The organism is Leclercia sp. 119287 (assembly GCF_009734485.1).
Classification (GTDB): domain Bacteria; phylum Pseudomonadota; class Gammaproteobacteria; order Enterobacterales; family Enterobacteriaceae; genus Enterobacter; species Enterobacter adecarboxylatus_C.
In genome coordinates this window covers 727,961-750,573 of record NZ_CP046445.1, presented here as the reverse complement: position 1 = coordinate 750,573, position 22,613 = coordinate 727,961, and the positions used below count along the sequence as shown (strand labels likewise).

The window sequence follows — 22,613 nt, the reverse complement described above, 5'->3', positions numbered from 1 at the left end:
ACATGTCTACATATCTCATTGGCGATGTTCATGGTTGCTACGATGAACTGATCGCGTTGTTAAAGCAGGTGGATTTTACCCCGGGTACGGACACGCTGTGGCTTACCGGCGATCTCGTTGCGCGTGGCCCTGGCTCGCTGGAAGTGCTGCGTTATGTGAAGTCGCTGGGTGACAGCGTGCGGCTCGTCCTTGGCAATCACGATCTGCATCTGCTGGCGGTCTACGCCGGGATCAGCCGTAATAAACCGAAAGACAGGATCACCCCGCTGCTGGATGCGCCTGACGCCGATGAGCTCATTAACTGGTTGCGTCGCCAGCCGTTGCTGCAGGTCGATGAAGAGAAACAGCTGGTGATGGCGCATGCGGGGATTACGCCGCAGTGGGATCTGCAAACGGCAAAAGAGTGCGCACGTGACGTCGAAGCTGTACTCTCCAGCGACTCTTATCCCTTCTTCCTTGATGCTATGTATGGCGACATGCCCAACAACTGGAGCACGGAACTCAGCGGTGTGGCGCGCCTGCGTTTTATCTCCAACGCCTTCACCCGTATGCGCTATTGCTTCCCGAACGGTCAACTGGACATGTACTGCAAGGATGTGCCGGAAAACGCGCCGACCCCGCTTAAACCCTGGTTTGCGATCCCCGGACCGGTGACGGATCATTACAGCGTGATCTTTGGTCACTGGGCATCGCTGGAGGGCAAAGGCACGCCTGAGGGCATCTACGGCCTGGATACCGGCTGCTGTTGGGGTGGAGAACTTACCTGTCTGCGCTGGGAAGATAAAGCGTACTTTGTTCAGCCGTCGAACCGGCATCAGGATTTAGGCGAGAATGAAGCGGTAGCGTCGTAGAAGAGAGCTGCACCTCTCCCGTCGGGAAAGGTGCAGAAAACATTAGCGGCGTTCAAGGATCTCAAAGCAGTAGCTATGCGAATTTTGCGCATCCGCATCGTGGAATTCACTGAATACGGATTCCCACTCGTCAGGATCGTAGTCAGGGAAATGCGTATCACCTTCCACTTCAGCATCAATGTGTGTCAGATATAATTTCTGCGCTTTCGGCAGGAATTGCTCGTACACACGGCCTCCACCAATCACCATTATCTCTTCGGCATCGCCGCAGGCAGCAATGGCTTCGTCAATGGATTTTACCCACTCAACACGCTCATCCGTGCCGGGCTGGCTGCTTATTACGATGTTTTTACGGCCCGGCAATGGACGCCCGATTGACTCCCAGGTCAGGCGACCCATTACTACCGGCTTGTTCAACGTTGTACGTTTAAACCACGCGAGATCGGCAGGCAGATTCCACGGCATGGCGTTTTCCATACCAATCACGCGATCTACCGCAAGCGCCGCAATCAGACTGATCATTGATTATTTCCCGGATGCAAAAAATTGCCGCCACTATACGGAAAGCTTAATCTTTCGTCGACTGGCGGCAGAGTAAAGAACAGGAAATTTTTTATATTTGCTGGCAACCCCTCTTCACGCCAGCGGTTTACTCTCCGGCTCGTCTCCCGGATCGCCGGTATGCTTACCCTCTTCCGTTCCCTGCCAGCCGTGACGCTGGGTCAGCGAGAGATGATTACGATCTTCATTGATGATGTCCATCAGCATGGCGCTGGTGCGTTTAACCACCGCCGCGCGTGACGTGGCATCGTTCTCCGCCATTTCAGCCATCTCCTCGAGCATCTCAATATTAAAACGTCGGAACAGGTCTGCCCGCTCCCGGGCCTCATACGCCCCGAGTCCAAGGCTCTCAAGCGCCAGCCGGCCGGATTTCAGCGCCCCTTCAAAGGTTTCACGCTCTGGTGCATCGACACCTGTCTGACGCAGTTTGATGTAATGGTCGATATCGCGCGCGCGGGAGATGATTTTCAGATGCGGGAAATGGGTCTTCGCCAGTTCAACCAGCTGCAGGCTATTCTTCGGATCGTCTATCGCGTTGATCAACACTTCGGCCTTCTGCGCCCCGGCGGACTCCAGTAAATCCACGCGCGTGGCATCGCCGTAAAAGACCTTCATGTCAAACTTACGCAAGGTTTCAATATGGTCGGGATCGTGATCGAGGATGACCATCTTCACGCCACTGGAGAGCAACAAACGGCCAGTAATCTGACCGAAGCGACCAAACCCGGCAATGATCACCCGCGGCTGTTCTTCGTCTATTTCATCCGCCTCGCGCTCTTGTCCGCTGTCGGCCGCTTCCAGGCGGGTCAACACCACCAGCAGCAGCGGCGTCACCGCCATTGAGAGCGCTACCGCCAGCGTCAGCGCCTTAGCCCACTCCGGATCGAGCACGTTCGCCATGCTGGCCGCGCCAAACACCACAAACGCAAACTCACTCCCCTGCCCCAGCAGCACCGCAAACCAGCGGCGCTGTTTCCCGGGCACCTTCAGCGGACGGGCCACCAGCCAGAGCATCACCATCTTAATCACCAGGAAGCCCACCAGCAGAATGGCGATGCGCAGCGGATGGGTTACTAAGGTCCCGAAATCTACGGACATGCCGACGCCGATGAAAAACAGCCCCAGCAGTAGACCTTTGAAAGGCTCGATATCGCTTTCCAGCGCGTGGCGGTATTCCGAACTCGCCAGCAGGACGCCAGCCAGAAACGCGCCCATCGCCATGGAGAGCCCCGCCTCTTCCAGCATCAGGCCAAAGCCGAAGACCAGGAACAAGGCCACGGCGCTGAACACTTCCCGCAGGCCGGAACGGGCGACAAAGCGCAGCAGCGGTCGGCTAACGTATCGGCCAAGCAGGACCACCAGGGTCAGCGCCCCGGCGACCTTTAATGCCGAAAGCGCAAAGGCGCCGAGGGTGGTGGAGGCCCCGGACACGGCCAGCAGCGGGATCATCGCCACCAACGGAATGGCCGCGATATCCTGGAACAGCAGCACCGAAAAGGCGCTGCGTCCCATCTGGGAAATCGTCAGGTTACGCTCGTTCATGGCCTGCATAGCGATAGCCGTGGAGGAGAGAGCCAGGGTCATGCCGATCAGCTCCGCCACCTTCCAGTCCATGCCCAGCAGGATGCAAAATCCGCCCAGCAGCAGTCCACAGGCCAGCATCTGTAGTGCCCCGCCACCAAATACCGATGCGCGTAGCTTCCACAGACGACGCGGATCCAGCTCGAGGCCAATGACAAACAGCATCAGCACCACACCGATTTCGGCAAAGTGCAGGATCGACTCGGCGTCGGTAACCAGTCGGAATCCCCACGGTCCAATGACGCATCCGGCGATCAGATACCCCAGCACCGAACCCAGGCCGAGGCGAACCGCAACCGGTACAATCAGCGCCGCGGCGCCTAAATAGATCAGCGCCTGAATCAACGTATGGCTATCCATGGTGCGCCTCCTGCCAGTCGAGTAAACGTTGTTTATAGTGCCGGGCCTGTGCCTGCAGCGTTTCGTCGTCACAGACAAAAGTGCAATGCATGGCAAACGGCGGGAGCCAGTTCAGACCGCAATACAGAGCGGTCGCCTGCAGCGGTTGCGCCAGGACGTCAAAACCGGGGAAGGAGCCGATATCAAAATGGCTTTCGCCGCCACCGGTGGTCACGGCCCACAGCAGGCTTTTCCCTCTGAGGGCCTTGCCGTTATGGCCGTATGCCCAGCCGTGAGAGAACACTTTATCGATCCACAGCTTGAGTAGCGGCGGTGTGCTGTACCACTGCATCGGATGCTGCCAGACGATTAAATCGGCTCTGGCGATCGCCTCCTGTTCGGCAGCGATATCGATATTGAAATCGGGATAGAGCTGATAGAGAGAGCGGATCTCTACGCCCTCAAGCGTCCTTACCTGATCGAGCATTCGCTTATTCGCATGGGAGTGATGCGGATAGGGGTGGGCGTAAATAATAAGTATCATGATTAACCTGATTGCACTGCTTTCTTGTTGTGTCAGTCAGTGTAGACAGGAAAGCGAGGCGTTTGAAGGGCTCTGTGCCGGTGTTGGCGTTAACCGCAACGATTGGTAAATGCTTTTGCGGCAAAATATATTGTATTCACTAAATTCATAACAAGAAAATATGATTTTTAAAAACCAAATCAATCAATCGATAAAATACAAAAAACATCATGCTTAAACTGAATAAAACTTAAAATTTAAAATTAATCGACTCGTGAAAAAACATAAGAATCAAAATCTTAAACCTAATAGAATAAATATAATCTTAAAAGCCGGTCATTTACAAAAAATTACCCCCTCACTAAAATGCACATCCTTAAATCACAAAACGGATGTGAAAATGAAAAACAAAACGCCGCAATTAAACAGAACGACAAAATCACTCAAAGCGATTTTCCCAGCTTTGTCAGCGTTAATGGTATTTAACCCATTAATGGTATCTGCAGAAACAGCAATCATTGGTTCGACAGACAAAGTACTGAATTTCGAAGCAGATGATAAGTATATAATCATTGAAGGCGTAACTATTTCTCCTACCACTACAGGTCCCTCTGTCAATGTCTTTGGCGACGAAGTTGTCAGTATCGAAAACAGCGGGCAGATTACTGGCGAGGGCGATGGAATGTTTATCCAAACGGGTGGACAAAGAGTTACGCTCAATAACAATCAAGATGCGCTGATAAAATCCACCGCTGGCAATGGGATTGACATCGATAAAATGGGTGGGCAAATAAGCAACGCTGGCACAATTAGTGGTGCAGAAACTGGCATTAAGATTGGCAAAGATTCAGGAAGTATCACCTTTGAGAATACGAAAACAGGGATGATAGAAGGTAAAACGGCATTCTCAGCCGATAATACTGTCTTACTCGTTAATGATGGTCATATGACTGGCAGCGCCGATCATGGTGTCAAGCTCAGTAATATAGGCAACAGTAACATTGAGAATAGCGGAACAATCGAAGGGGTTAAAAATGGCCTCATCGTGTCCGATAATCACAGCATTCAGTTTATTAACTCTGGTCTGATAAAGGGTTCAGAAAGTGCAATCACCTTTGAAAGCAACCAGACCAACACGTTGACACTGAAAACCGGGTCAGTACTTGATGGCGATGTTATCTCAACCAATTCCAAAACAAACACTTTGACTTTAAGCGGTCAGGGTTCGGAAGACAGCAACTTCCGCGGTCTGAATGACGGTGACGGTTTCGCTTCGCTAACGATGAACGGTAAAGACTGGGCCCTGACCGGTAATGTCGATGTGATTGGCTCGGGCGATTCCATCAAGGTCAACAAGGGCAAACTGACTTTCGCTGGCGACGTAAAAAATGGCGCGGGAAATACGCTGGTTGCCAACAACACTACGCTGCAACTGGGCGACGGCGTTAATACTGGCTCTCTGACCGGTACCGTCACCAATAACGGCACTTTCATCTTTAACCAGGGGTCCGATTCCACCTTCACTTCGGACATGACCGGCAGCGGCAGCGTAGAAAAAGTGGATGCCAACCTGTTAACCCTGACAGGCAACAACAGCTACACCGGCAACACACTTCTGCGTAGCGGGACAACCCTGGTAGCCGAAGGCGCAACTCTGGGTGGCGATGGCAACACGGCTACCATCACCGTGCAGGATGGTGCAACCTTCGCCAGCGCAGGTACTGTAAACAACAACGTTGATATCCTCAGCGGCGGCGTGCTGGCGTCATGGAATGCCGTGCAGGGGAACAGCGCTTCCAGCTCTTCTACCCTCAACACTATTAACGGCAACGTCACCAACAGCGGCACGCTGCAGATCGCCGGGCTGAACGACAGCGTGGGCAATAGGTTTACCATCAACGGTGACTACACCGGCGTAAGCGGTAGCCTGATCGCCATGAACAGCGTGCTGGGCGATGACAACTCTGCTACCGACCATCTGACCATCACCGGCAACAGCGCGGGTGAATCTGGTATTCGCATCTCCAATATCGGCGGAGCGGGCGCGCAGACCGTCAACGGGATGCAGGTGGTGAGCGTAGGCGGTAACTCCGATGCCGCGTTTTCTCTCTCCAGACCGGTCGTGGTCGGCGCATGGGAATATAGCCTGAACCAGCACGCTGATGGCAACTGGTACCTGGAATCTTTAGATACTACGCCTGCGCCTACACCGGATCCAACGCCGGATCCAACACCAGACCCAACACCGGATCCAACGCCAGGCCCAACACCAGCTCCAACGCCTTCACCGGCACCGGCCAACCTCGCACCTGAAGTGGGCGCCTATTTAGGAAACTACCTCGCCGCCCAGGACATGTTCCTGCATAAACGCGACGATCGCGATCAGCTGACGCTGCGCAATGATGAGGATCTCAACACCTGGATGTACGTCAAAGGCCGCTATCATGAAAATGACGTGGCGGGTGGCAAAGTTAACTATGACACGACTCAGTACGTGATGCAGGTCGGCAGTGATTTCATCAGCAAGAAGATGGATACAGGGGTTCTGCATAGCGGGATGATGTTCGGTGCCGGCCAGGCTAAAACCGATTCCACCGCGCGCCATAACTCGCGCAGTGCACAAGGCAAAGTCGACGGTGTCAATGTCGGCTTTTATGCTACCTGGCAGGAAGATCAGCAGCTGCGTAAAGGCAGCTACATCGATAGCTGGGCCTCTTTCGGCTGGTATCACAACAAGCTGAGAAGCGATGGTCGCAGCAACGAGTCTTATAACAGCCACGGCTTTGCTGCCTCGCTGGAAGCGGGTCACGCCTGGATTGTTGACTCAGAGAGCGAAAGAACCTGGAAAATCGAACCGCAGATTCAGGCTGTCTATAGCTATCTTGATCAGGAAAATCACACGGACGCTGACGGGGTGCGTATTTCCACCCTCGATAATGACAGCATTCTGGGACGTGTGGGTGTAAAAACCAGCCACTTCAACCAGAAAGATGTGCAGGCGTGGCAGCCTTACGTGGCAGTTAACTGGCTGAAAGGTGCCGGGCAGAACGATATCGCCTTCAACGGCGAAGCGTTCAGCAACGATACCCCGGACGATCGCGGTCAGCTGGAGCTGGGCGTTACCGGCAAGCTGAACGAGACCACGCTGATCTCGTTGCGTGCCAGCGGCGAATGGGGCGAAAACAGCTATGACGCCTACGGCGGCCATATCCTGCTCAACCATCGTTGGTAATTGCTTTACTACGACAGGAAGTGCAGTGGCGCAGGCCACTGCACTTTTTTATCAGTTATCCAGCTCACCCATAGATTTAACCTGATCGCGGTTAATCTGCTCGGTTTGCCCGGTTTCCGCATTCTCATATGAGACCAGGCCGGTGTCATCATCTACCTGCGGCTTACCATCGGTGATAATGGTTTTACCGTCGGTAGTTTTCACCGCCTGATTAGATGAACACCCTGCCACGGTAAATAAAGTTGCAGCCGCAAAGACAGAAGCCATCAGTAGTTTGTTTTGCATCGTATTCTCCCTGTTGGTCGTCATTTTTATCATCAGGCTAAACTGTAGTGGAATACGCCATACTCAGGGATAAATGCAGAACACTCTTAAGGTTAGCTTTTCTGCGGGAAGCCATCTTTATAGATCACCGTCTGCACGACTTTGCCGCTCGCGTCATAGGTTTTTGCCTCGCCGTTCGCCACACTCTGTTTGAACGTAATGGTCGAGCGCAGCTTCCCTTCCTGGGTATAGCCCTGTGACAGCCCTTCCGCCTGACAGTTAACCAGCGGCGTATGACTTCTGAGAACGCCGTTCGGGTAATAGACGTCGATATAGTCGTTAAAGCAACGGTTCTTAACGACGGTCTCAAACTTCTTATTACCATTGTCATACTTCTCGACCAGCTTGCCCTCAGGCACGGTATCAGCCACCTTCACCACCGGCGTGGCTAACTTTTTCTGCGGCTCCAGATCGTCCTTTAAGCCTTTTGCATAGTCGGGGGTCATCCCCATTCCATCTATGGTGTTGGTCACCGACGAGGCAAAATCGGCGCAGCCGGCAAGCAGCACGACCAGAGGTATCAACGTAAGGGCCTGTTTCACAGTGAACTCCTTTTTTCAGGTTCACCGTAAAGTGCGATGTATGCGGCAGCAGCACAACCGCCAAAATTGGTCGGAAAGGGATAAAAAAACCCGCCGTAGCGGGTTTTAAGAATAATCTGAAGCGATTACTTCGCGATCTGCGCGTGCATCTCCTGCACCGAAATCACCTTCTCGGTGGCATCCGCGTTCAGCGCCATGGCTGTCGCGAAACCGCCGTTCAGGGTGGTGTCGTAGTGCACTTTATACTGCAGCGCGCTGCGGCGAATCAGCTTGGAATCTTCAATCGCCTGACGCCCTTCGGTGGTGTTGATGATGTAGGTGTATTCGCCATTCTTGATACGGTCCTGAATGTGCGGACGACCTTCATGCACCTTATTCACCAGACGCGGGTTGATACCGGCTTCACCCAGTACAATCGCAGTACCGTGGGTCGCATCCAGCTCAAAGCCCTGCTTCAGCAATTTCGCTGCCAGGTCCACTACGCGCTCTTTATCCCCTTCACGCACGGACAGCAGCGCACGACCCTGCTTTTTCATGGTGGAGTTACTGCCCAGCTGCGCTTTAGCGAACGCTTCTGCGAAGGTGCGGCCAACGCCCATCACTTCACCGGTAGAGCGCATTTCTGGCCCTAACAGCGGGTCAACGCCCGGGAATTTGTTGAACGGCAGTACCACCTCTTTCACCGAGTAGTACGGTGGGATGATCTCTTTGGTCACGCCCTGCTGAGCCAGGGTCTGACCCGCCATCACGCGCGCCGCCACTTTCGCCAGCGGAACACCGGTGGCTTTGGAGACGAACGGTACGGTACGCGCCGCACGCGGGTTGACTTCAATCAGGTACACTTCGTTGTCTTTCACCGCAAACTGCACGTTCATCAGACCGCGCACCTGCAACTCGAAGGCCAGTTTCTGTACCTGGTCGCGCATCACGTCCTGAATTTCTTTGCTCAGCGTATAGGCTGGCAGTGAACAGGCGGAGTCACCGGAGTGTACGCCTGCCTGCTCAATGTGCTCCATGATGCCGCCAATCAGCACCATTTCGCCGTCGCAGATGGCATCGACGTCCACTTCCACCGCATCATCCAGGAAGCGGTCCAGCAGCACTGGCGCATCGTTAGAGACGCTGACCGCAGTCTGGAAGTAACGGCGCAGGTCAGCCTCGTCGTAGACGATTTCCATCGCCCGGCCGCCCAGCACGTAGGATGGGCGCACTACCAGCGGGTAGGTGATCTCTTTTGCCTTCTCAACCGCCTGCTCAATTGCAGTCACGGTGGCGTTGGCTGGCTGTTTCAGCTTCAGACGGTCAACGGCATGCTGGAAACGCTCGCGGTCTTCAGCGCGGTCAATCGCATCCGGGCTGGTGCCGATTACCGGTACGCCTGCCGCTTCCAGGGCTCGCGCCAGCTTCAGCGGGGTCTGGCCGCCGTACTGCACGATAACGCCTTTTGGCTTCTCGATACGTACGATTTCCAGCACGTCTTCCAGGGTAACCGGCTCGAAGTAGAGGCGGTCGGAAGTGTCGTAGTCAGTAGACACAGTTTCCGGGTTACAGTTGACCATGATGGTCTCGTAACCGTCTTCGCGCAGCGCCAGCGAGGCGTGTACGCAGCAGTAGTCGAACTCAATGCCCTGGCCGATACGGTTTGGTCCGCCGCCCAGCACCATGATTTTGTCACGGTCAACGGACGGGTTCGCTTCGCACTCATCTTCATAAGTGGAGTACATGTACGCGGTGTCGGTGGCAAACTCTGCCGCACAGGTGTCCACGCGCTTGTAGACCGGGTGCAGGTTGTACTGGTCGCGCAGCTTACGGATTTCCGCTTCGCGCACGCCCGCCAGTTTTGCCAGACGCGCATCGGCAAAGCCTTTACGCTTAAGCATGCGCAGGAAGTCAGCGTCGAGGCCGTTGATACCCAGCTCCGCAACTTTCTCTTCCAGACGCACCAGCTCTTCAATCTGCACCAGGAACCAGCGGTCGATATTGGTCAGGTTGAATACACCATCGACGGAGAGACCGGCACGGAAGGCGTCGGCGATGTACCAGATACGCTCGGCACCGGCGTCTTTCAGCTCGCGACGGATTTTGGTCAGCGCTTCCGGATCGTCCAGACTCACTTTCGGGTCGAAACCAGTGGCGCCTACTTCCAGGCCACGCAGGGCTTTCTGCAGGGATTCCTGCTGGGTGCGGCCAATCGCCATCACTTCACCGACGGACTTCATCTGGGTGGTCAGACGGTCGTTCGCACCGGCAAATTTCTCGAAGTTGAAGCGAGGAATTTTGGTCACAACGTAGTCGATAGACGGCTCGAACGAGGCCGGCGTGCGGCCACCGGTGATGTCGTTCATCAGCTCGTCGAGGGTGTAACCCACTGCCAGTTTCGCCGCCACTTTAGCAATCGGGAAGCCGGTCGCTTTCGATGCCAGGGCGGAGGAGCGGGATACGCGCGGGTTCATCTCAATAACAATCAGACGACCGTTCTTCGGGTTAACCGAGAACTGGACGTTAGAGCCACCGGTTTCGACGCCAATCTCACGCAGCACCGCCATCGAGGCGTTACGCATGATTTGGTATTCTTTGTCGGTCAACGTCTGGGCTGGTGCCACGGTGATGGAGTCACCGGTGTGGATGCCCATGGCGTCGAAGTTTTCGATGGAGCAGACGATGATGCAGTTGTCGTTTTTATCACGCACCACTTCCATCTCGTACTCTTTCCAGCCGATCAGCGACTCATCAATCAGCAGCTCTTTGGTTGGGGAGAGGTCCAGACCGCGTTCGCAGATCTCTTCAAACTCTTCGCGGTTATAGGCGATACCGCCGCCGGTGCCGCCCATGGTGAAGGACGGACGGATGATGCACGGATAACCCACGTCAGCGGCAACCGCCAGCGCTTCTTCCATGTTATGGGCGATACCGGAGCGCGCGGTGTCGAGGCCGATTTTCTTCATCGCCACGTCGAAGCGACGGCGGTCTTCCGCTTTATCAATCGCGTCGGCGGTCGCGCCAATCATGGTCACGCCGAACTCGGCCAGCACGCCCTGACGCTCCAGCTCCAGCGCGCAGTTCAGCGCCGTCTGGCCGCCCATGGTCGGCAGTACCGCATCAGGACGCTCTTTTTCGATGATCTTACGTACCACTTCCCAGTTAATCGGCTCGATGTAGGTCGCATCGGCCATTTCCGGGTCGGTCATGATGGTTGCCGGGTTGGAGTTCACCAGGATAACGCGGTAACCCTCTTCGCGCAGGGCTTTACACGCCTGAGCGCCGGAGTAGTCGAACTCACAGGCCTGGCCGATAACAATCGGGCCAGCGCCAAGGATCAGGATGCTTTTTATGTCTGTACGTTTTGGCATGGTCTTCTCGGCTCCTGATTATTTAGCGGTCTTACGGTATTGCTCAATGAGTTCGATGAAGTGATCGAACAGCGGCGCGGCATCGTGCGGACCTGGGCTGGCTTCCGGGTGTCCCTGGAAACTGAACGCCGGTTTGTCGGTACGATGAATCCCCTGCAGGGTGCCGTCGAACAGCGACTTGTGCGTTACGCGCAGTGTTGCCGGCATGGAGGCTTCATCCACCGCAAAGCCGTGGTTCTGCGCGGTAATCATCACGGTGTTGTTATCAATATCTTTCACCGGGTGGTTACCACCGTGGTGACCGAACTTCATCTTCACGGTTTTGGCACCGCTCGCCAGCGCCAGCAGCTGATGGCCGAGGCAGATCCCGAAGACCGGAATATCGGTTTCAAGGAAGGTCTCAATCGCGTCGATTGCGTAGTCGCACGGTGCCGGGTCACCCGGGCCGTTGGAGAGGAAGATCCCGTCCGGGTTCATCTTCAGCACGTCGTCTGCCGGGGTTTTCGCCGGCACAACAGTCAGACGGCAGCCACGGTCCACCAGCATGCGCAGGATATTGCGCTTGGCACCGTAGTCATACGCCACCACGTGGAACGGCAGCTCGTCTTCTTTTTTCGCTTCCGGCAGCTCACCTGCCAGCGTCCAGCTACCCTGAGTCCAGCTGTAGGCCTCAGCGGTGGTCACTTCTTTCGCCAGATCCATGCCGTTCAGCCCCGGGAAGGCTTTGGCTTTTTCCTGCGCCAGAGCCGCGTCCAGGTTGTCGCCAGCGATGATGCAGCCGTTCTGGGCACCTTTTTCTCGCAGCAGACGCGTCAACTTACGGGTATCGATATCGGCAATTGCCACGATGTTATGGCGTTTCAGGTAGGAAGAGAGGTCTTCGGTATTGCGATAGTTGCTGGCAATCAGCGGCAGGTCGCGAATAATCAGACCTTGTGCATGTACCTGGGAGGACTCTTCATCAGCGGCGTTAGTGCCGACATTACCGATATGGGGATAAGTTAGAGTGACGATTTGGCGGGAATAGGAAGGATCAGTGAGGATTTCTTGATAACCGGTCATTGAAGTATTGAAAACGACTTCCCCAACCGCCGAACCTGTTGCCCCAATGGCCCGACCGATAAACTGGGTTCCGTCTTCCAGAACCAATAGCGCTGACTTAATCAAAACACCCTCCAGAGAATATTCACTCACTTTATTTGCATATTAATTCATAACCGTAGTACGAAGCAATGCAAATCTGCTGCCAGTGGATTTTCGGCAAACGGCGGCATTCTGGAGATTTGGCGGGGGAAAGTCAACTTAAAAAGTGGGTTTTGTTTGTCGTTTTTGCGGCACTGATGAGCATGAAGGTTGTTAACGGGCAAAAAGATCAACTAAATCACTTAAGAAAACGCTTGCGAGACAGGTTTAGTATAAAGAATTCATCCACAGCCTCAAAAAGTGGACCATTTGGTCAAAATTCACAATATCGAAACAAAAATAATTGAGATAAACCTGATTTATGACCCGCTACCATTAAAAAAAGAACGAAAAAGATAAAATTGAAGGGCAATAAAATATTGCCCTCTGCAATCAACTGTTTATGACTGCAATAACCACATCACGAAGGGTAATCATGATTATAAATTGTTAAGATTGAGCACATCTCGCATGTCAAAAAGACCATCTTTTTTGCCTTTCAACCAAATTGCAGAACGAACCGCCCCATTTGCAAAAGTCATACGGCTGGACGCTTTATGGGTGATTTCAACCCGCTCGCCGATATCGGCAAACATCGCGGTATGTTCGCCCACAATGTCACCCGCACGAACGGTAGCAAACCCAATAGTGCCTGGGACACGTTCTCCCGTATGACCTTCCCGGGTGTAGACTGCACACTCTTTCAAATCCTTATCCATCGCCTGAGCAATCGCCTCGCCCATGGCCAGCGCGGTGCCAGAAGGAGCATCGACTTTATAACGGTGATGCGCCTCAATGATTTCGATATCGGTGTAATCCCCCATCACCTTCGCCGCTTTCTCAAGCAGTTTGAGCATGACGTTCACGCCCACGCTGAAGTTCGCTGCAAAGACGATAGCAATCTCGTTGGCGGCATCCTGAATAGCCTGCTTGCCAGCATCATCGAAACCGGTGGTGCCAATAACCATTCCTTTGCCATGCTGACGGCAAAACGCCAGGTGAGTCAGCGTACCTTCAGGACGGGTGAAGTCGATGAAGACATCGAAGTCGTCTTTAACCGCCTCAAGGCTGCTTTGTACGGTGACGCCTGACTTACCTGCCCCCGCCAGTTCCCCGGCATCGGCACCCAGCAGCGATGAGCCTTCACGCTCCAGAGCCGCGCCAAGCGTGACGCCATCCATCTGCAATGTCGCCTGAATTAACTGACGGCCCATACGGCCACCCGCGCCAGCAATGGCGACGCGGACCTGTGCATCATGCATAGTTATTCTCTTACGTTAAAATGATGTAAACCGTTTTCAGATTAACCAGCCTCTGTCGATGCCGCTATCCGAAAACGCCAATAATTAGAATTTAATGATAAACAGCGGGAAGTATCAGTAAAAGACATGATTTCGCCGTACAAAGCGGCAAATAAAAAGCCAGCAACGGATGTGCTGGCTTGATTTGGTGGGTTATTCCACTTCCCGGGCGTCGATACGCAACTCTTTCGGCACTTCGAAGACGATATTCTCTTCACGGCCTGCCAGAGGAATAGCTTCCCCGCCGCCCAGCTCCTGCAAACGTGCAATGACGTTCTGTACCAGAATATCCGGAGCGGAGGCACCGGCTGTCACGCCGACGCACTGGGCCTCTTTCACCCAAGCTTCCTGAATATCGGTAGCATCGTCAATCAGGAACGCCGCTTTCCCCATCCGCTGCGCCAGTTCGGCCAGACGGTTGGAGTTCGAGGAGTTTTTCGAGCCGACGACCAGCACCACATCCGCCTGTTCCGCCAGGGCGCGTACGGCTTCCTGACGGTTAGTGGTGGCGTAGCAGATATCGTCTTTGCGCGGGCCGACAATTTTCGGGAAGCGCTTACGCAGCGCATCAATAACGTCAGAGGTGTCATCCACCGAGAGCGTGGTCTGGGTCATAAACGACAGCTTCGCTTCGTTTTTGACGTTCAGCGTCAGCACATCGTCCGGAGACTCCACCAGGTACATTCCCCCTTGCGGGTTGCTGTACTGGCCCATGGTGCCTTCCACTTCCGGGTGACCGGCATGACCAATCAGGATCGACTCTTCGCCGCGACGGCTTGCACGAGCGACTTCCATATGCACTTTGGTGACCAGCGGACAGGTGGCGTCAAAGACGGTCAGATCGCGATTTTTCGCTTCGTTACGCACCGCCTGGGAGACGCCATGTGCGGAGAAGATCAGGATCGCGCCATCCGGCACTTCGTCGATCTGCTCAATAAAGATCGCCCCGCGGGTACGCAGGCTATCCACCACGTAGCGGTTATGCACTACTTCGTGACGGACATAAATCGGCGCGCCATAAAGCTCCAGCGCGTTTTCAACAATGCTGATAGCGCGGTCTACTCCGGCACAGAAACCGCGCGGGTTAGCCAACAGGATCTGCATTCACATCCTCCAGTACCGGGTCAATTTCCAGCACTTCAACATCAAAATGGACGGTACGCCCGGCGAGCGGGTGGTTAAAATCGACGGTAATGGAATCGCCGTTGATTTCACGGATCACGCCAGGCATTTCGCTGCCATCCATAGCGGTAAAGAGCATAATCGCCCCGATTTCCGGTTCGCCCGCATCCATAAATTCACGACGCGAGAAGTACTGGATCAGGTCCGGGCTCGGTACGCCAAACGCGGCATCCGGCTCCAGAGAGAAGGTTTTCTTCTCCCCCTCTTTCAGTCCCAGCAGCTGTTGCTCGAGACCTTCAGACAGAGAGGTGTCGCCAAGACGGAACAGCGCCGGTTTGCCGTTATTGCGGGTGGACTCCGCAGTGGAGCCATCATCAAGTTTCAGCGTGAAATGAACCAGCATCGCGCTGTTGCTCTGTACGGATTTAGACATGCAAATTGCTCGCTTGTTTTGGGTCACCTGTTGCCCGGTGGCGCTGCGCTTACCGGGCCTACGGGAGGCCACAAATTCTGTAGGCCGGGTAAGCTCAGCGCCACCCGGCATTTACAATTACGCCTGCTCTTTCGCTGCGGGTTTTGGCAGGAAGCCTTCCAGCACAATCAGCGCCGCACCGATACAAATCGCCGTATCGGCAAGGTTGAAGGTGGCGAAGTGCCAGTTGCCGACATAGAAGTCGATCATATCGACCACAAAGCCGTGCCACAGACGGTCGAACAGGTTGCCCAGCGCGCCGCCAATGATCAGCGCGTAGGCGATGTTATTCAGCTTTTGCGTGGCTTTACCGCGGTACATCAGCACTGCCAGCACCACGCAGATACCAAGCGCGATACCCGCGAAGAACCAGCGCTGCCAGCCGCCGCTGTCAGCCAGGAAGCTAAACGCCGCGCCATAGTTGCGCGCATAGTGCAGATTAAGCGATGGGAACAGCGGAACCGTATCCCCCAGAGCAAAGTTCTGGAGGATCAGGTACTTGCTGCCCAGATCGATAATCAGCACGACCACTACCAGCCACAGCCAGCGCAGCCCTGTTGAAGAGAGTGATTTACTCATCAGGCAAACTTACGTTTTTCGCCATCACCGGCGACGTTGCTGACACAGCGTCCGCAGATCTCTGCGTGTTCCGCCACCTTGCCGACATCGGTAGTGTAATGCCAGCAGCGCGGGCATTTCTCACCATCGGCTTTCACCAGCGCCACTTTCAGCCCTTTGAGCAGTTCGCTCTGCTGGGCATCCGCGCTCGCGTCGGCATAATCCGCAACATTCGCCCCGGAGGTCAACAGGACAAATCGCAATTCATCGCCCAGTGCCGTCAGCTTCGCCGCCAGCTCAGGTTCAGCGTACAGGGTCACTGACGCTTCCAGAGAGCCGCCCACTTTCTTGTCGGCACGCGCCTGTTCGATCACCTTATTCACTTCGCCGCGCACTTTCAGCAGCTCGTCCCAGAAGCTGTCGTTCATGGCTTCGGTCTCTGCCAGGCCAAACAGCCCCTGGTACCACTCGCCGGTGAAGACATACTTCTCACGATCGCCAGGCAGGTAGCCCCAGATCTCATCCGCAGTGAAGGACATGATCGGCGCCATCCAGCGCACCAGCGCTTCCGCGATATGGAACAGTGCGGTCTGGCAGCTGCGACGCGCCACGCTGTCCGCTTTGGCGGTGTACTGACGGTCTTTGATGATGTCGAGGTAGAACGAGCCCATCTCGATGGAGCAGAAACGCATCAGGCGCTGCACCACTTCGTGGAAGTCGTAAGACTCATAGGCCTTCAGGATATCTTCCTGCGCCGCTTGTGCGCAGCCTACCGCCCAGCGATCCAGCACCACCATCTCTTCCGGTTTCACCATGTCTTTCGCCGGATCGAACCCGTTCAGGTTCGCCAGCAGGAAGCGCGCGGTGTTACGGATACGACGATAGCTGTCGGCAGCACGTTTCAGGATCTCGTCAGACACCGCCATTTCGCCGGTGTAATCGGTGGATGCCACCCACAGACGCAGAATGTCTGCGCCCAGTTTGTTCATCACATCCTGCGGAGAAACGGTGTTACCGATAGATTTGGACATCTTACGGCCCTGACCATCCACGGTGAAACCGTGAGTCAGTACCTGGCGGTAAGGTGCCTTGCCCTTCATGGCGGTGGAGATCATCAGGGATGACATGAACCAGCCGCGGTGTTGGTCAGAACCTTCCAGATACATGTCGGCGGCGTGGCCGGCAAACTCCGGACGCACGTCAACTACGGAGGCGTGGGTAGAGCCGGAGTCGAACCAGACGTCCAGGGTATCCGGCACTTTCTCGTAGTTGTCCGCGTCAGCGCTCAGGATGTCGCGGGAGTCGAGATCCCACCACGCCTGAATGCCGTCAACTTCGACGCGTTTCGCTACTTCTTCCATCAGTTCCAGCGTGTTCGGGTGCAGCTCCTGGGTCTCTTTATGCACGAACAGAGACATCGGCACGCCCCAGGTACGCTGACGGGAGATACACCAGTCAGGACGGTTGGCAACCATAGATTCGATACGCGCCTGGCCCCAGTCCGGGATCCACTGCACGCCTTTGATCTCAGAAAGCGACTGCGCGCGCAGGCCTTTCTGATCCATGCTGACAAACCACTGCGGGGTCGCACGGAAGATGATCGGTGACTTGTGACGCCAGCAGCACGGATAGCTGTGCTGCATTTTTTCAACGTGCAGCAGCGAGCCGTTGTCGCGCAGCATGTTGACGATGATGTCGTTGGCTTTAAAGACGTTGATGCCGTCCAGGGTCGGATACGTGCCTGGCAGGTAAGCGCCGTCCGGGCCAACCGGGTTAGCGATCTCCAGACCGTATTTCAGGCTGATATTGTAGTCGTCCGGGCCGTGGCCACCGGCGGTATGTACCGCACCGGTACCCGCTTCCAGGGTGACGTGATCGCCGAGAATTGCTGGCACATCGAAATCGAGGAACGGATGCTTAAAGCGCAAATGCTCCAGCTCGGCACCTTTAACGGTACCCAGAATGCTGTATTCGGTGATGTTCGCGCGTTTCAGCACGCTCTCAACCAGGTCTTTGGCCAGGATCAGCGCGCGGCCTTCAACCTGTACCAGCGCATAGTCGAACTCAGCAGAGAGGGAGATCGCGCGGTTAGCAGGCAGGGTCCACGGGGTGGTGGTCCAGATCACCAGCGAGATTGGGCCTTCTACGCCCGGCAGGCCAAATTTGCCCTGCAGCGCTTCCTGATCGACGCCTTCAAAGGCCACGTCGATGGACGGGGAGGTTTTGTCGTAATACTCGACTTCCGCCTCAGCCAGCGCAGAGCGGCAGTCCACGCACCAGTGCACCGGCTTGGCGCCTTTGTGCAGGTGGCCGTTGCCGATGATTTTGCCCAACGCACGGATGATATTGGCTTCGGTTTTGAAGTCCATGGTCAGGTAGGGGTGAGACCAGTCGCCCAGCACGCCAAGACGGATAAAGTCTTCACGCTGACCATCAACCTGGGTCGCGGCGTATTCGCGGCATTTCGCACGGAATTCAGCGGCGGTGAACTTCTCGCCCGGCTTACCGAACTCTTGCTCCACTTTCAGCTCGATCGGCAGACCGTGGCAGTCCCAGCCTGGAACGTAAGGCGAGTCAAAGCCCGTGAGGCCTTTGGACTTCACGATAATGTCTTTCAGAATCTTGTTTACAGAGTGACCAATATGAATGCTGCCATTCGCATAAGGAGGGCCATCATGCAGAATGAAGGTTTTTTTCCCTTTTTTGGCTGCACGGATGATGCCGTACAGGTCATCATCGGTCCAACGCGCCAGCATTCCCGGTTCACGCTTGGCGAGGTCGCCGCGCATCGGGAACCCTGTTTCCGGCAAATTCAGGGTTGATTTATAGTCACTCATCAGATTCTCGGTTCCGTATTTATATCTCAGGCATTAAGCCGGGTTTGATAGCCCAAAAATTTCGCGGGCTGTTAACTCATCTCTCGCGATTTGCGCTTTCAGCTCATCAAGCGAGGCGAATCGCTGCTCATTGCGTATTTTTTTACGCAGGATTACATCTATATGGCGACCGTAAAGGTCCATTACAACGTCCAGCAAATGCACTTCGAGCTGCTGGCGTACGCCAGCCACTGTTGGACGGGTACCAATATTGGCCACGCCGGGCAGAGGCTTATCGCCCAGCCCCGCCACTTCTACCGCAAAGACCCCTTTTACCGGGGAAACCTGACGGCGCAGCGGTAAGTTCGCCGTAGGGAAACCAATGGTGCGGCCCAGTTCATCGCCATGCACGACGCGCCCGGAAATTGAGAACGGGCGTCCGAGCAGCGTTGCGGCGGCATCCAGGTCGTCTTCCGCCAGCGCCTGGCGTACTGCCGTGCTGCTGATGCGTACGCCGCCTTCGCAAAAGGTCTGGGTGCTGGTGACGTCAAAGCCATACTCCAGGCCAGCCTTCTGTAATAGCAAGAAATCCCCCTGACGACCAGCGCCAAAGCGGAAATCATCTCCCACCGCCAGAAAGCGCACGCCGAGGCGATCGACCAACAGGTCGCTGACAAAATTTTGTGCCGTCAGCGCGGCGAAGCGCCGATCAAAACGCACGCACAGGACATAGTCCACGCCGCACTGCGCCAGGTAACGCAACTTTTCACGCAGGCGGGTCAAGCGCGCAGGCGCCTTCTCGCTGGCAAAAAGCTCCAGCGGCTGCGGCTCAAAAATCATGACTACTACCGGCAGACCTCGTGCCCGCCCCTCTTCACGTAACCCCTGCAACAGCACCTGATGTCCACGATGCACGCCGTCGAAATTACCAATAGTCAGCACACACCCATGCGGGGCCTGACTGAGATTATGTATGCCGCGTATCAGCTTCATGACTGGCTCAAAACAGTGAAAATCGCCAAAGTATACCTTGTACAGCGGTTAAGGTTAACCGGCGATTGTTCACGCAAAACAGAAAGCCGTAATGATTTCATCAGGGTTGCCTTTCATAGCGAAAAAATCTGTCCGCAGATGACGATTTTTATGTCGAAAAGCTGTATTCAGGAGAGACAAGCTGGTAGAATCCTGCGCCATCACTACGTAACGTAGCGTCGCTCATTAACGGCGCTTATTTGCACAAATCCATTGACAAAAGAAGGCAGAGAGGGCATATTCCTCGGCCTTTGAATTGTCCACATAGATCATATTTGGGAGTTGGACTTGGCTAATATCAAATCAGCTAAGAAACGTGCCGTTCAGTCTGAAAAGGCTCGTAAGCACAACGCAAGCCGTCGCTCTATGATGCGTACTTTCATCAAGAAAGTATACGCAGCAATCGAAGCTGGCGACAAAGCTGCAGCGCAGAACGCATTTAACGAAATGCAACCAATCGTGGATCGTCAGGCTGCTAAAGGTCTGATCCACAAAAACAAAGCAGCGCGTCATAAAGCAAACCTGACCGCGCAGATCAGCAAACTGGCTTAATCGCCACTTGTTGTTGCTTGTTTAAAGAACCCGCTTAACGCGGGTTTTTTTATGCCTTCAGATTGCCGGAGGCGTAAACAGCGCCGAGTAGTCACGGTTACAGATACGCTGCACCGCCGGATGCTGAATCATCCTTTCGGCAAATATCGCGTGATACTCCTCCATCACGTTATCCACCCTGCCAATCTCCGTAATCCTGATGTCCGAATAGAGATCCTGCGCGTAAAGCGTCGGGGCAACGAAGATCGCGTTATGCGCTTCGCCAAAGGCTTTCATCAGCGCGGCATCATCAAACTCCCCCAGAATTTCCACTTTCAGCCCCTGCGAGTTAAACCAGTTCAGCAGCTTGCGTCCGAGCATGGAGCGTCTGCCTGGCACCAGCAGTCGGCGCTCCTCCAGGCAGGCCGGGAAAGGTTTTTCCGGCGGCGGGTTAATACACCAGAAGCTGACGCCACACTCGCCGATTTTCACCGAGAACAGTCCTTCCTGCTGGGTGGAGTCGATCGGGCAGTCGGAGATAATCATGTCCAGCTTGTGCTGACTCAGCTGCTCCAGCAGCATCTCGTGGGTGGATTCAAAACAGCGCAGGTGGATCTGTTCATCCTCAACCACCGCCGCATCCAGCACGCCGCTGACCAGCCGTTTTGACAGCGCATCCGCGACACCGACGTCAAAGAGCAGGTTCGACTCTTTGCGATAGTTGACGATATCGAGCATCTCCTGGCTCAGGGTGAACATTTTGTCGGCGTAGCGAAACACCAGCTCGCCAAGTTCGCTGGGTTCGATCCCCCTCCCCTTGCGCTTGAATAACTTCCCCTGCAGACGCTCTTCCAGGGCTTTGATCTGCCCGGTAATCGTCTGCGGCGTCAGGTAGAGCGCCTCTGCAGCGCCGACAACCGAGCCCTCTTTATAGACATGCCAGAAGTAGTACAGATGGTTGTAGTTAAGATGAGACATACGATCCTCGCTCCCTGATAGTGTTAATGGGAGGGCGGCCTGTCCCTCCCAAAGTCCCGTTACGCCGGATGCACCTGCCCCGACAATTTCATTTTCAGTAAGGCATAGCCAATAAACGCCGCCAGCAGCGACCCGACCAGGATACCCAGTTTAGCCCAGACGATAAGCTCCGGGGCATGCGGGCCAAACGCCAGCGTCGAGATAAAGATCGACATCGTAAAGCCAATCCCGCAGAGCACGCCAACGGCCATGATCTGCCGCCAGGTAGTGCCATGTGGCAACGAGGCCAGCTTCAGTTTCAGCGCCAGCCAGCAGAAGAGGCTGATGCCCAGCGGCTTGCCGATAAACAGGCCGGCAATGATCCCCAACGGTAACATTGAGGTCAGCCCACCGAAGGTCACCCCTTCAAGGGAGACGCCCGCGTTAGCAAAGGCAAACAGCGGCAGGATCATAAAGGCCACCCACGGATGCAGGACATGCTCTAACTGCTTCGCCGGAGATTTGCCTCCCTGCGCCTTCAGCGGCACGAAGAAGCCAATAATCACTCCCGCCAGGGTGGCATGTACGCCCGATTTCAGCACTGCCGTCCACAGAACCACTCCCACCAGCACATAGATGCCAATCCTACGGACATTGAAGATATTTAGCAGCGCCAGCGCCGCAATGGCCGCCGCCGCAACGCCCAGCGACAACACCGACAGCTCGCTGGTGTAGAACAGGGCAATAATGATAATCGCGCCCAGGTCATCGATGATCGCCAGCGCCATCAGGAAGATTTTAAGCGCCATCGGCACGCGGTTGCCCAACAGGGCCAGAACGCCCAGCGCAAAGGCAATGTCCGTCGCGGCCGGGATCGCCCAGCCGTGGCGGGCAACCGGATCCTGATAGTTAAAGGCCAGGTAGATCAGCGCCGGTACGACCATCCCGCCGATAGCGGCAATCACCGGAAACGCAGCGCGCTGGCGGCTGGCCAGAGAGCCCTGTACCAGCTCACGCTTGACCTCCAGGCCTACCAGCAGGAAAAAGACCGCCATCAGCGCATCGTTGATCCACAGCAGCATGTTCTTGTTAATTTCCAGCACGCCGACGCGAAGTTCAACGGGAGTTTCCAGAAAAGCGTGATACAGGTCGCGGGTAGCGCCCAGGTTAGCCAGCAGCATTGCCAGCGCAGCGGCCAGAATAAGAATGATGCCACCGGAGGCCTCATTCTGGAAAAAACGGTGCAGAAGTTTCACTATTACTCTCTCTCTTTACGACAATCCCTCGATAAAACCATCATACTCGCGGCAATTAATCGGTAAAAGCAGGTTAATATTGA

General features: G+C 55.1%; 18 protein-coding genes and 1 pseudogene. 3 read left to right on the top strand and 16 right to left on the bottom strand.

Annotated features, from left to right (window positions below; all coding sequences use genetic code 11):
* The first annotated feature begins 2 nt into the window (after nucleotides 1-2).
* Entirely contained in the window at nucleotides 3-851 is an 849-nt protein-coding gene (apaH, locus tag GNG27_RS03620; protein ID WP_142488197.1) for a bis(5'-nucleosyl)-tetraphosphatase (symmetrical) ApaH, read from the top strand.
* 42 nt (nucleotides 852-893) lie between these two features.
* Here apaH and folA read toward each other — a convergent pair whose 3' ends face one another.
* The 3 genes from folA to kefF form a co-directional block, all read right to left on the bottom strand.
* Nucleotides 894-1,373 carry a type 3 dihydrofolate reductase gene (gene folA, locus GNG27_RS03615; protein WP_039030411.1) on the bottom strand — a complete coding sequence of 160 codons (480 nt, stop codon included), beginning with the start codon at nucleotides 1,371-1,373 and terminating at the stop codon, nucleotides 894-896.
* Between the two features lie 114 nt (nucleotides 1,374-1,487).
* Nucleotides 1,488-3,353 (bottom strand): glutathione-regulated potassium-efflux system protein KefC, encoded by a 1,866-nt coding sequence (kefC, locus tag GNG27_RS03610; RefSeq protein WP_156262891.1) that lies wholly within the window; start codon nucleotides 3,351-3,353, stop codon nucleotides 1,488-1,490.
* A complete protein-coding gene (kefF, locus tag GNG27_RS03605; RefSeq protein ID WP_142488195.1) occupies nucleotides 3,346-3,876 on the bottom strand; it encodes a glutathione-regulated potassium-efflux system oxidoreductase KefF in 531 nt (176 codons plus the stop codon). Before kefF ends, kefC begins: the two co-directional genes overlap by 8 nt.
* A gap of 379 nt (nucleotides 3,877-4,255) precedes the next feature.
* On the opposite strand from kefF, the gene GNG27_RS03600 reads away from it, so the two are divergent.
* Nucleotides 4,256-7,087: an autotransporter outer membrane beta-barrel domain-containing protein gene (locus GNG27_RS03600; protein WP_156262890.1), complete on the top strand. Its 2,832-nt coding sequence runs from the start codon at nucleotides 4,256-4,258 to the stop codon at nucleotides 7,085-7,087.
* 51 nt (nucleotides 7,088-7,138) lie between these two features.
* Here GNG27_RS03600 and GNG27_RS03595 read toward each other — a convergent pair whose 3' ends face one another.
* The 11 genes and pseudogenes from GNG27_RS03595 to GNG27_RS23605 form a co-directional block, all read right to left on the bottom strand.
* Complete coding sequence (locus GNG27_RS03595) at nucleotides 7,139-7,372, bottom strand: YgdI/YgdR family lipoprotein (RefSeq protein WP_142488194.1); 234 nt, start codon at nucleotides 7,370-7,372, stop codon at nucleotides 7,139-7,141.
* 92 nt (nucleotides 7,373-7,464) lie between these two features.
* On the bottom strand, nucleotides 7,465-7,953 hold the full coding sequence (locus tag GNG27_RS03590; RefSeq protein WP_156262889.1) for a toxin-antitoxin system YwqK family antitoxin: 489 nt from the start codon (nucleotides 7,951-7,953) through the stop codon (nucleotides 7,465-7,467).
* A 125-nt stretch (nucleotides 7,954-8,078) separates the two neighbouring features.
* A complete protein-coding gene (carB, locus tag GNG27_RS03585) occupies nucleotides 8,079-11,303 on the bottom strand; it encodes a carbamoyl-phosphate synthase large subunit (RefSeq protein WP_142488192.1) in 3,225 nt (1,074 codons plus the stop codon).
* An 18-nt stretch (nucleotides 11,304-11,321) separates the two neighbouring features.
* On the bottom strand, nucleotides 11,322-12,470 hold the full coding sequence (gene carA / locus GNG27_RS03580) for a glutamine-hydrolyzing carbamoyl-phosphate synthase small subunit (protein ID WP_156262888.1): 1,149 nt from the start codon (nucleotides 12,468-12,470) through the stop codon (nucleotides 11,322-11,324).
* 455 nt (nucleotides 12,471-12,925) lie between these two features.
* Nucleotides 12,926-13,747 carry a 4-hydroxy-tetrahydrodipicolinate reductase gene (gene dapB, locus GNG27_RS03575; RefSeq protein WP_156262887.1) on the bottom strand — a complete coding sequence of 274 codons (822 nt, stop codon included), beginning with the start codon at nucleotides 13,745-13,747 and terminating at the stop codon, nucleotides 12,926-12,928.
* A gap of 192 nt (nucleotides 13,748-13,939) precedes the next feature.
* Complete coding sequence (gene ispH / locus GNG27_RS03570) at nucleotides 13,940-14,890, bottom strand: 4-hydroxy-3-methylbut-2-enyl diphosphate reductase (RefSeq protein WP_142488189.1); 951 nt, start codon at nucleotides 14,888-14,890, stop codon at nucleotides 13,940-13,942.
* A complete protein-coding gene (gene fkpB, locus GNG27_RS03565) occupies nucleotides 14,871-15,341 on the bottom strand; it encodes an FKBP-type peptidyl-prolyl cis-trans isomerase (protein WP_142488188.1) in 471 nt (156 codons plus the stop codon). The genes ispH and fkpB overlap by 20 nt, the downstream gene beginning before the upstream one ends.
* A 117-nt stretch (nucleotides 15,342-15,458) precedes the next feature.
* A complete protein-coding gene (lspA, locus tag GNG27_RS03560; protein WP_039030431.1) occupies nucleotides 15,459-15,959 on the bottom strand; it encodes a signal peptidase II in 501 nt (166 codons plus the stop codon).
* The gene (gene ileS, locus GNG27_RS03555; protein ID WP_156262886.1) at nucleotides 15,959-18,775 is read right to left on the bottom strand and encodes an isoleucine--tRNA ligase; all 2,817 of its coding nucleotides are present in this window, start codon (nucleotides 18,773-18,775) and stop codon (nucleotides 15,959-15,961) included. Before ileS ends, lspA begins: the two co-directional genes overlap by 1 nt.
* A 33-nt stretch (nucleotides 18,776-18,808) precedes the next feature.
* Nucleotides 18,809-19,747 (bottom strand): bifunctional riboflavin kinase/FAD synthetase, encoded by a 939-nt coding sequence (gene ribF, locus GNG27_RS03550; RefSeq protein WP_156262885.1) that lies wholly within the window; start codon nucleotides 19,745-19,747, stop codon nucleotides 18,809-18,811.
* A 7-nt stretch (nucleotides 19,748-19,754) separates the two neighbouring features.
* A pseudogene (locus GNG27_RS23605) lies at nucleotides 19,755-19,973 on the bottom strand (DUF2575 domain-containing protein).
* Between the two features lie 101 nt (nucleotides 19,974-20,074).
* Here GNG27_RS23605 and rpsT point away from each other — a divergent pair.
* Nucleotides 20,075-20,338, top strand: coding sequence for a 30S ribosomal protein S20 (gene rpsT, locus GNG27_RS03535; protein WP_012015991.1), 264 nt, complete (start codon nucleotides 20,075-20,077; stop codon nucleotides 20,336-20,338).
* Nucleotides 20,339-20,395: 57 nt separating this feature from the next.
* On the opposite strand, the gene nhaR is transcribed toward rpsT, so the two are convergent.
* Both nhaR and nhaA read right to left on the bottom strand, forming a co-directional pair.
* Nucleotides 20,396-21,295 (bottom strand): transcriptional activator NhaR, encoded by a 900-nt coding sequence (nhaR, locus tag GNG27_RS03530; protein ID WP_142488185.1) that lies wholly within the window; start codon nucleotides 21,293-21,295, stop codon nucleotides 20,396-20,398.
* Between the two features lie 59 nt (nucleotides 21,296-21,354).
* Nucleotides 21,355-22,530 carry a Na+/H+ antiporter NhaA gene (gene nhaA, locus GNG27_RS03525; RefSeq protein WP_142488184.1) on the bottom strand — a complete coding sequence of 392 codons (1,176 nt, stop codon included), beginning with the start codon at nucleotides 22,528-22,530 and terminating at the stop codon, nucleotides 21,355-21,357.
* Nucleotides 22,531-22,613: the final 83 nt, after the last annotated feature.

What these genes read in the sequence shown, in the direction of transcription:
- apaH (WP_142488197.1), top strand. Translation starts at nt 3, where the DNA reads ATGTCTACATATCTCATTGGCGATGTTCATGGTTGCTACGATGAACTG.
- folA (WP_039030411.1), bottom strand. Translation starts at nt 1,373, where the DNA reads ATGATCAGTCTGATTGCGGCGCTTGCGGTAGATCGCGTGATTGGTATG.
- kefC (WP_156262891.1), bottom strand. Translation starts at nt 3,353, where the DNA reads ATGGATAGCCATACGTTGATTCAGGCGCTGATCTATTTAGGCGCCGCG.
- kefF (WP_142488195.1), bottom strand. Translation starts at nt 3,876, where the DNA reads ATGATACTTATTATTTACGCCCACCCCTATCCGCATCACTCCCATGCG.
- GNG27_RS03600 (WP_156262890.1), top strand. Translation starts at nt 4,256, where the DNA reads ATGAAAAACAAAACGCCGCAATTAAACAGAACGACAAAATCACTCAAA.
- GNG27_RS03595 (WP_142488194.1), bottom strand. Translation starts at nt 7,372, where the DNA reads ATGCAAAACAAACTACTGATGGCTTCTGTCTTTGCGGCTGCAACTTTA.
- carB (WP_142488192.1), bottom strand. Translation starts at nt 11,303, where the DNA reads ATGCCAAAACGTACAGACATAAAAAGCATCCTGATCCTTGGCGCTGGC.
- dapB (WP_156262887.1), bottom strand. Translation starts at nt 13,747, where the DNA reads ATGCATGATGCACAGGTCCGCGTCGCCATTGCTGGCGCGGGTGGCCGT.
- ispH (WP_142488189.1), bottom strand. Translation starts at nt 14,890, where the DNA reads ATGCAGATCCTGTTGGCTAACCCGCGCGGTTTCTGTGCCGGAGTAGAC.
- fkpB (WP_142488188.1), bottom strand. Translation starts at nt 15,341, where the DNA reads ATGTCTAAATCCGTACAGAGCAACAGCGCGATGCTGGTTCATTTCACG.
- lspA (WP_039030431.1), bottom strand. Translation starts at nt 15,959, where the DNA reads ATGAGTAAATCACTCTCTTCAACAGGGCTGCGCTGGCTGTGGCTGGTA.
- ileS (WP_156262886.1), bottom strand. Translation starts at nt 18,775, where the DNA reads ATGAGTGACTATAAATCAACCCTGAATTTGCCGGAAACAGGGTTCCCG.
- ribF (WP_156262885.1), bottom strand. Translation starts at nt 19,747, where the DNA reads ATGAAGCTGATACGCGGCATACATAATCTCAGTCAGGCCCCGCATGGG.
- nhaR (WP_142488185.1), bottom strand. Translation starts at nt 21,295, where the DNA reads ATGTCTCATCTTAACTACAACCATCTGTACTACTTCTGGCATGTCTAT.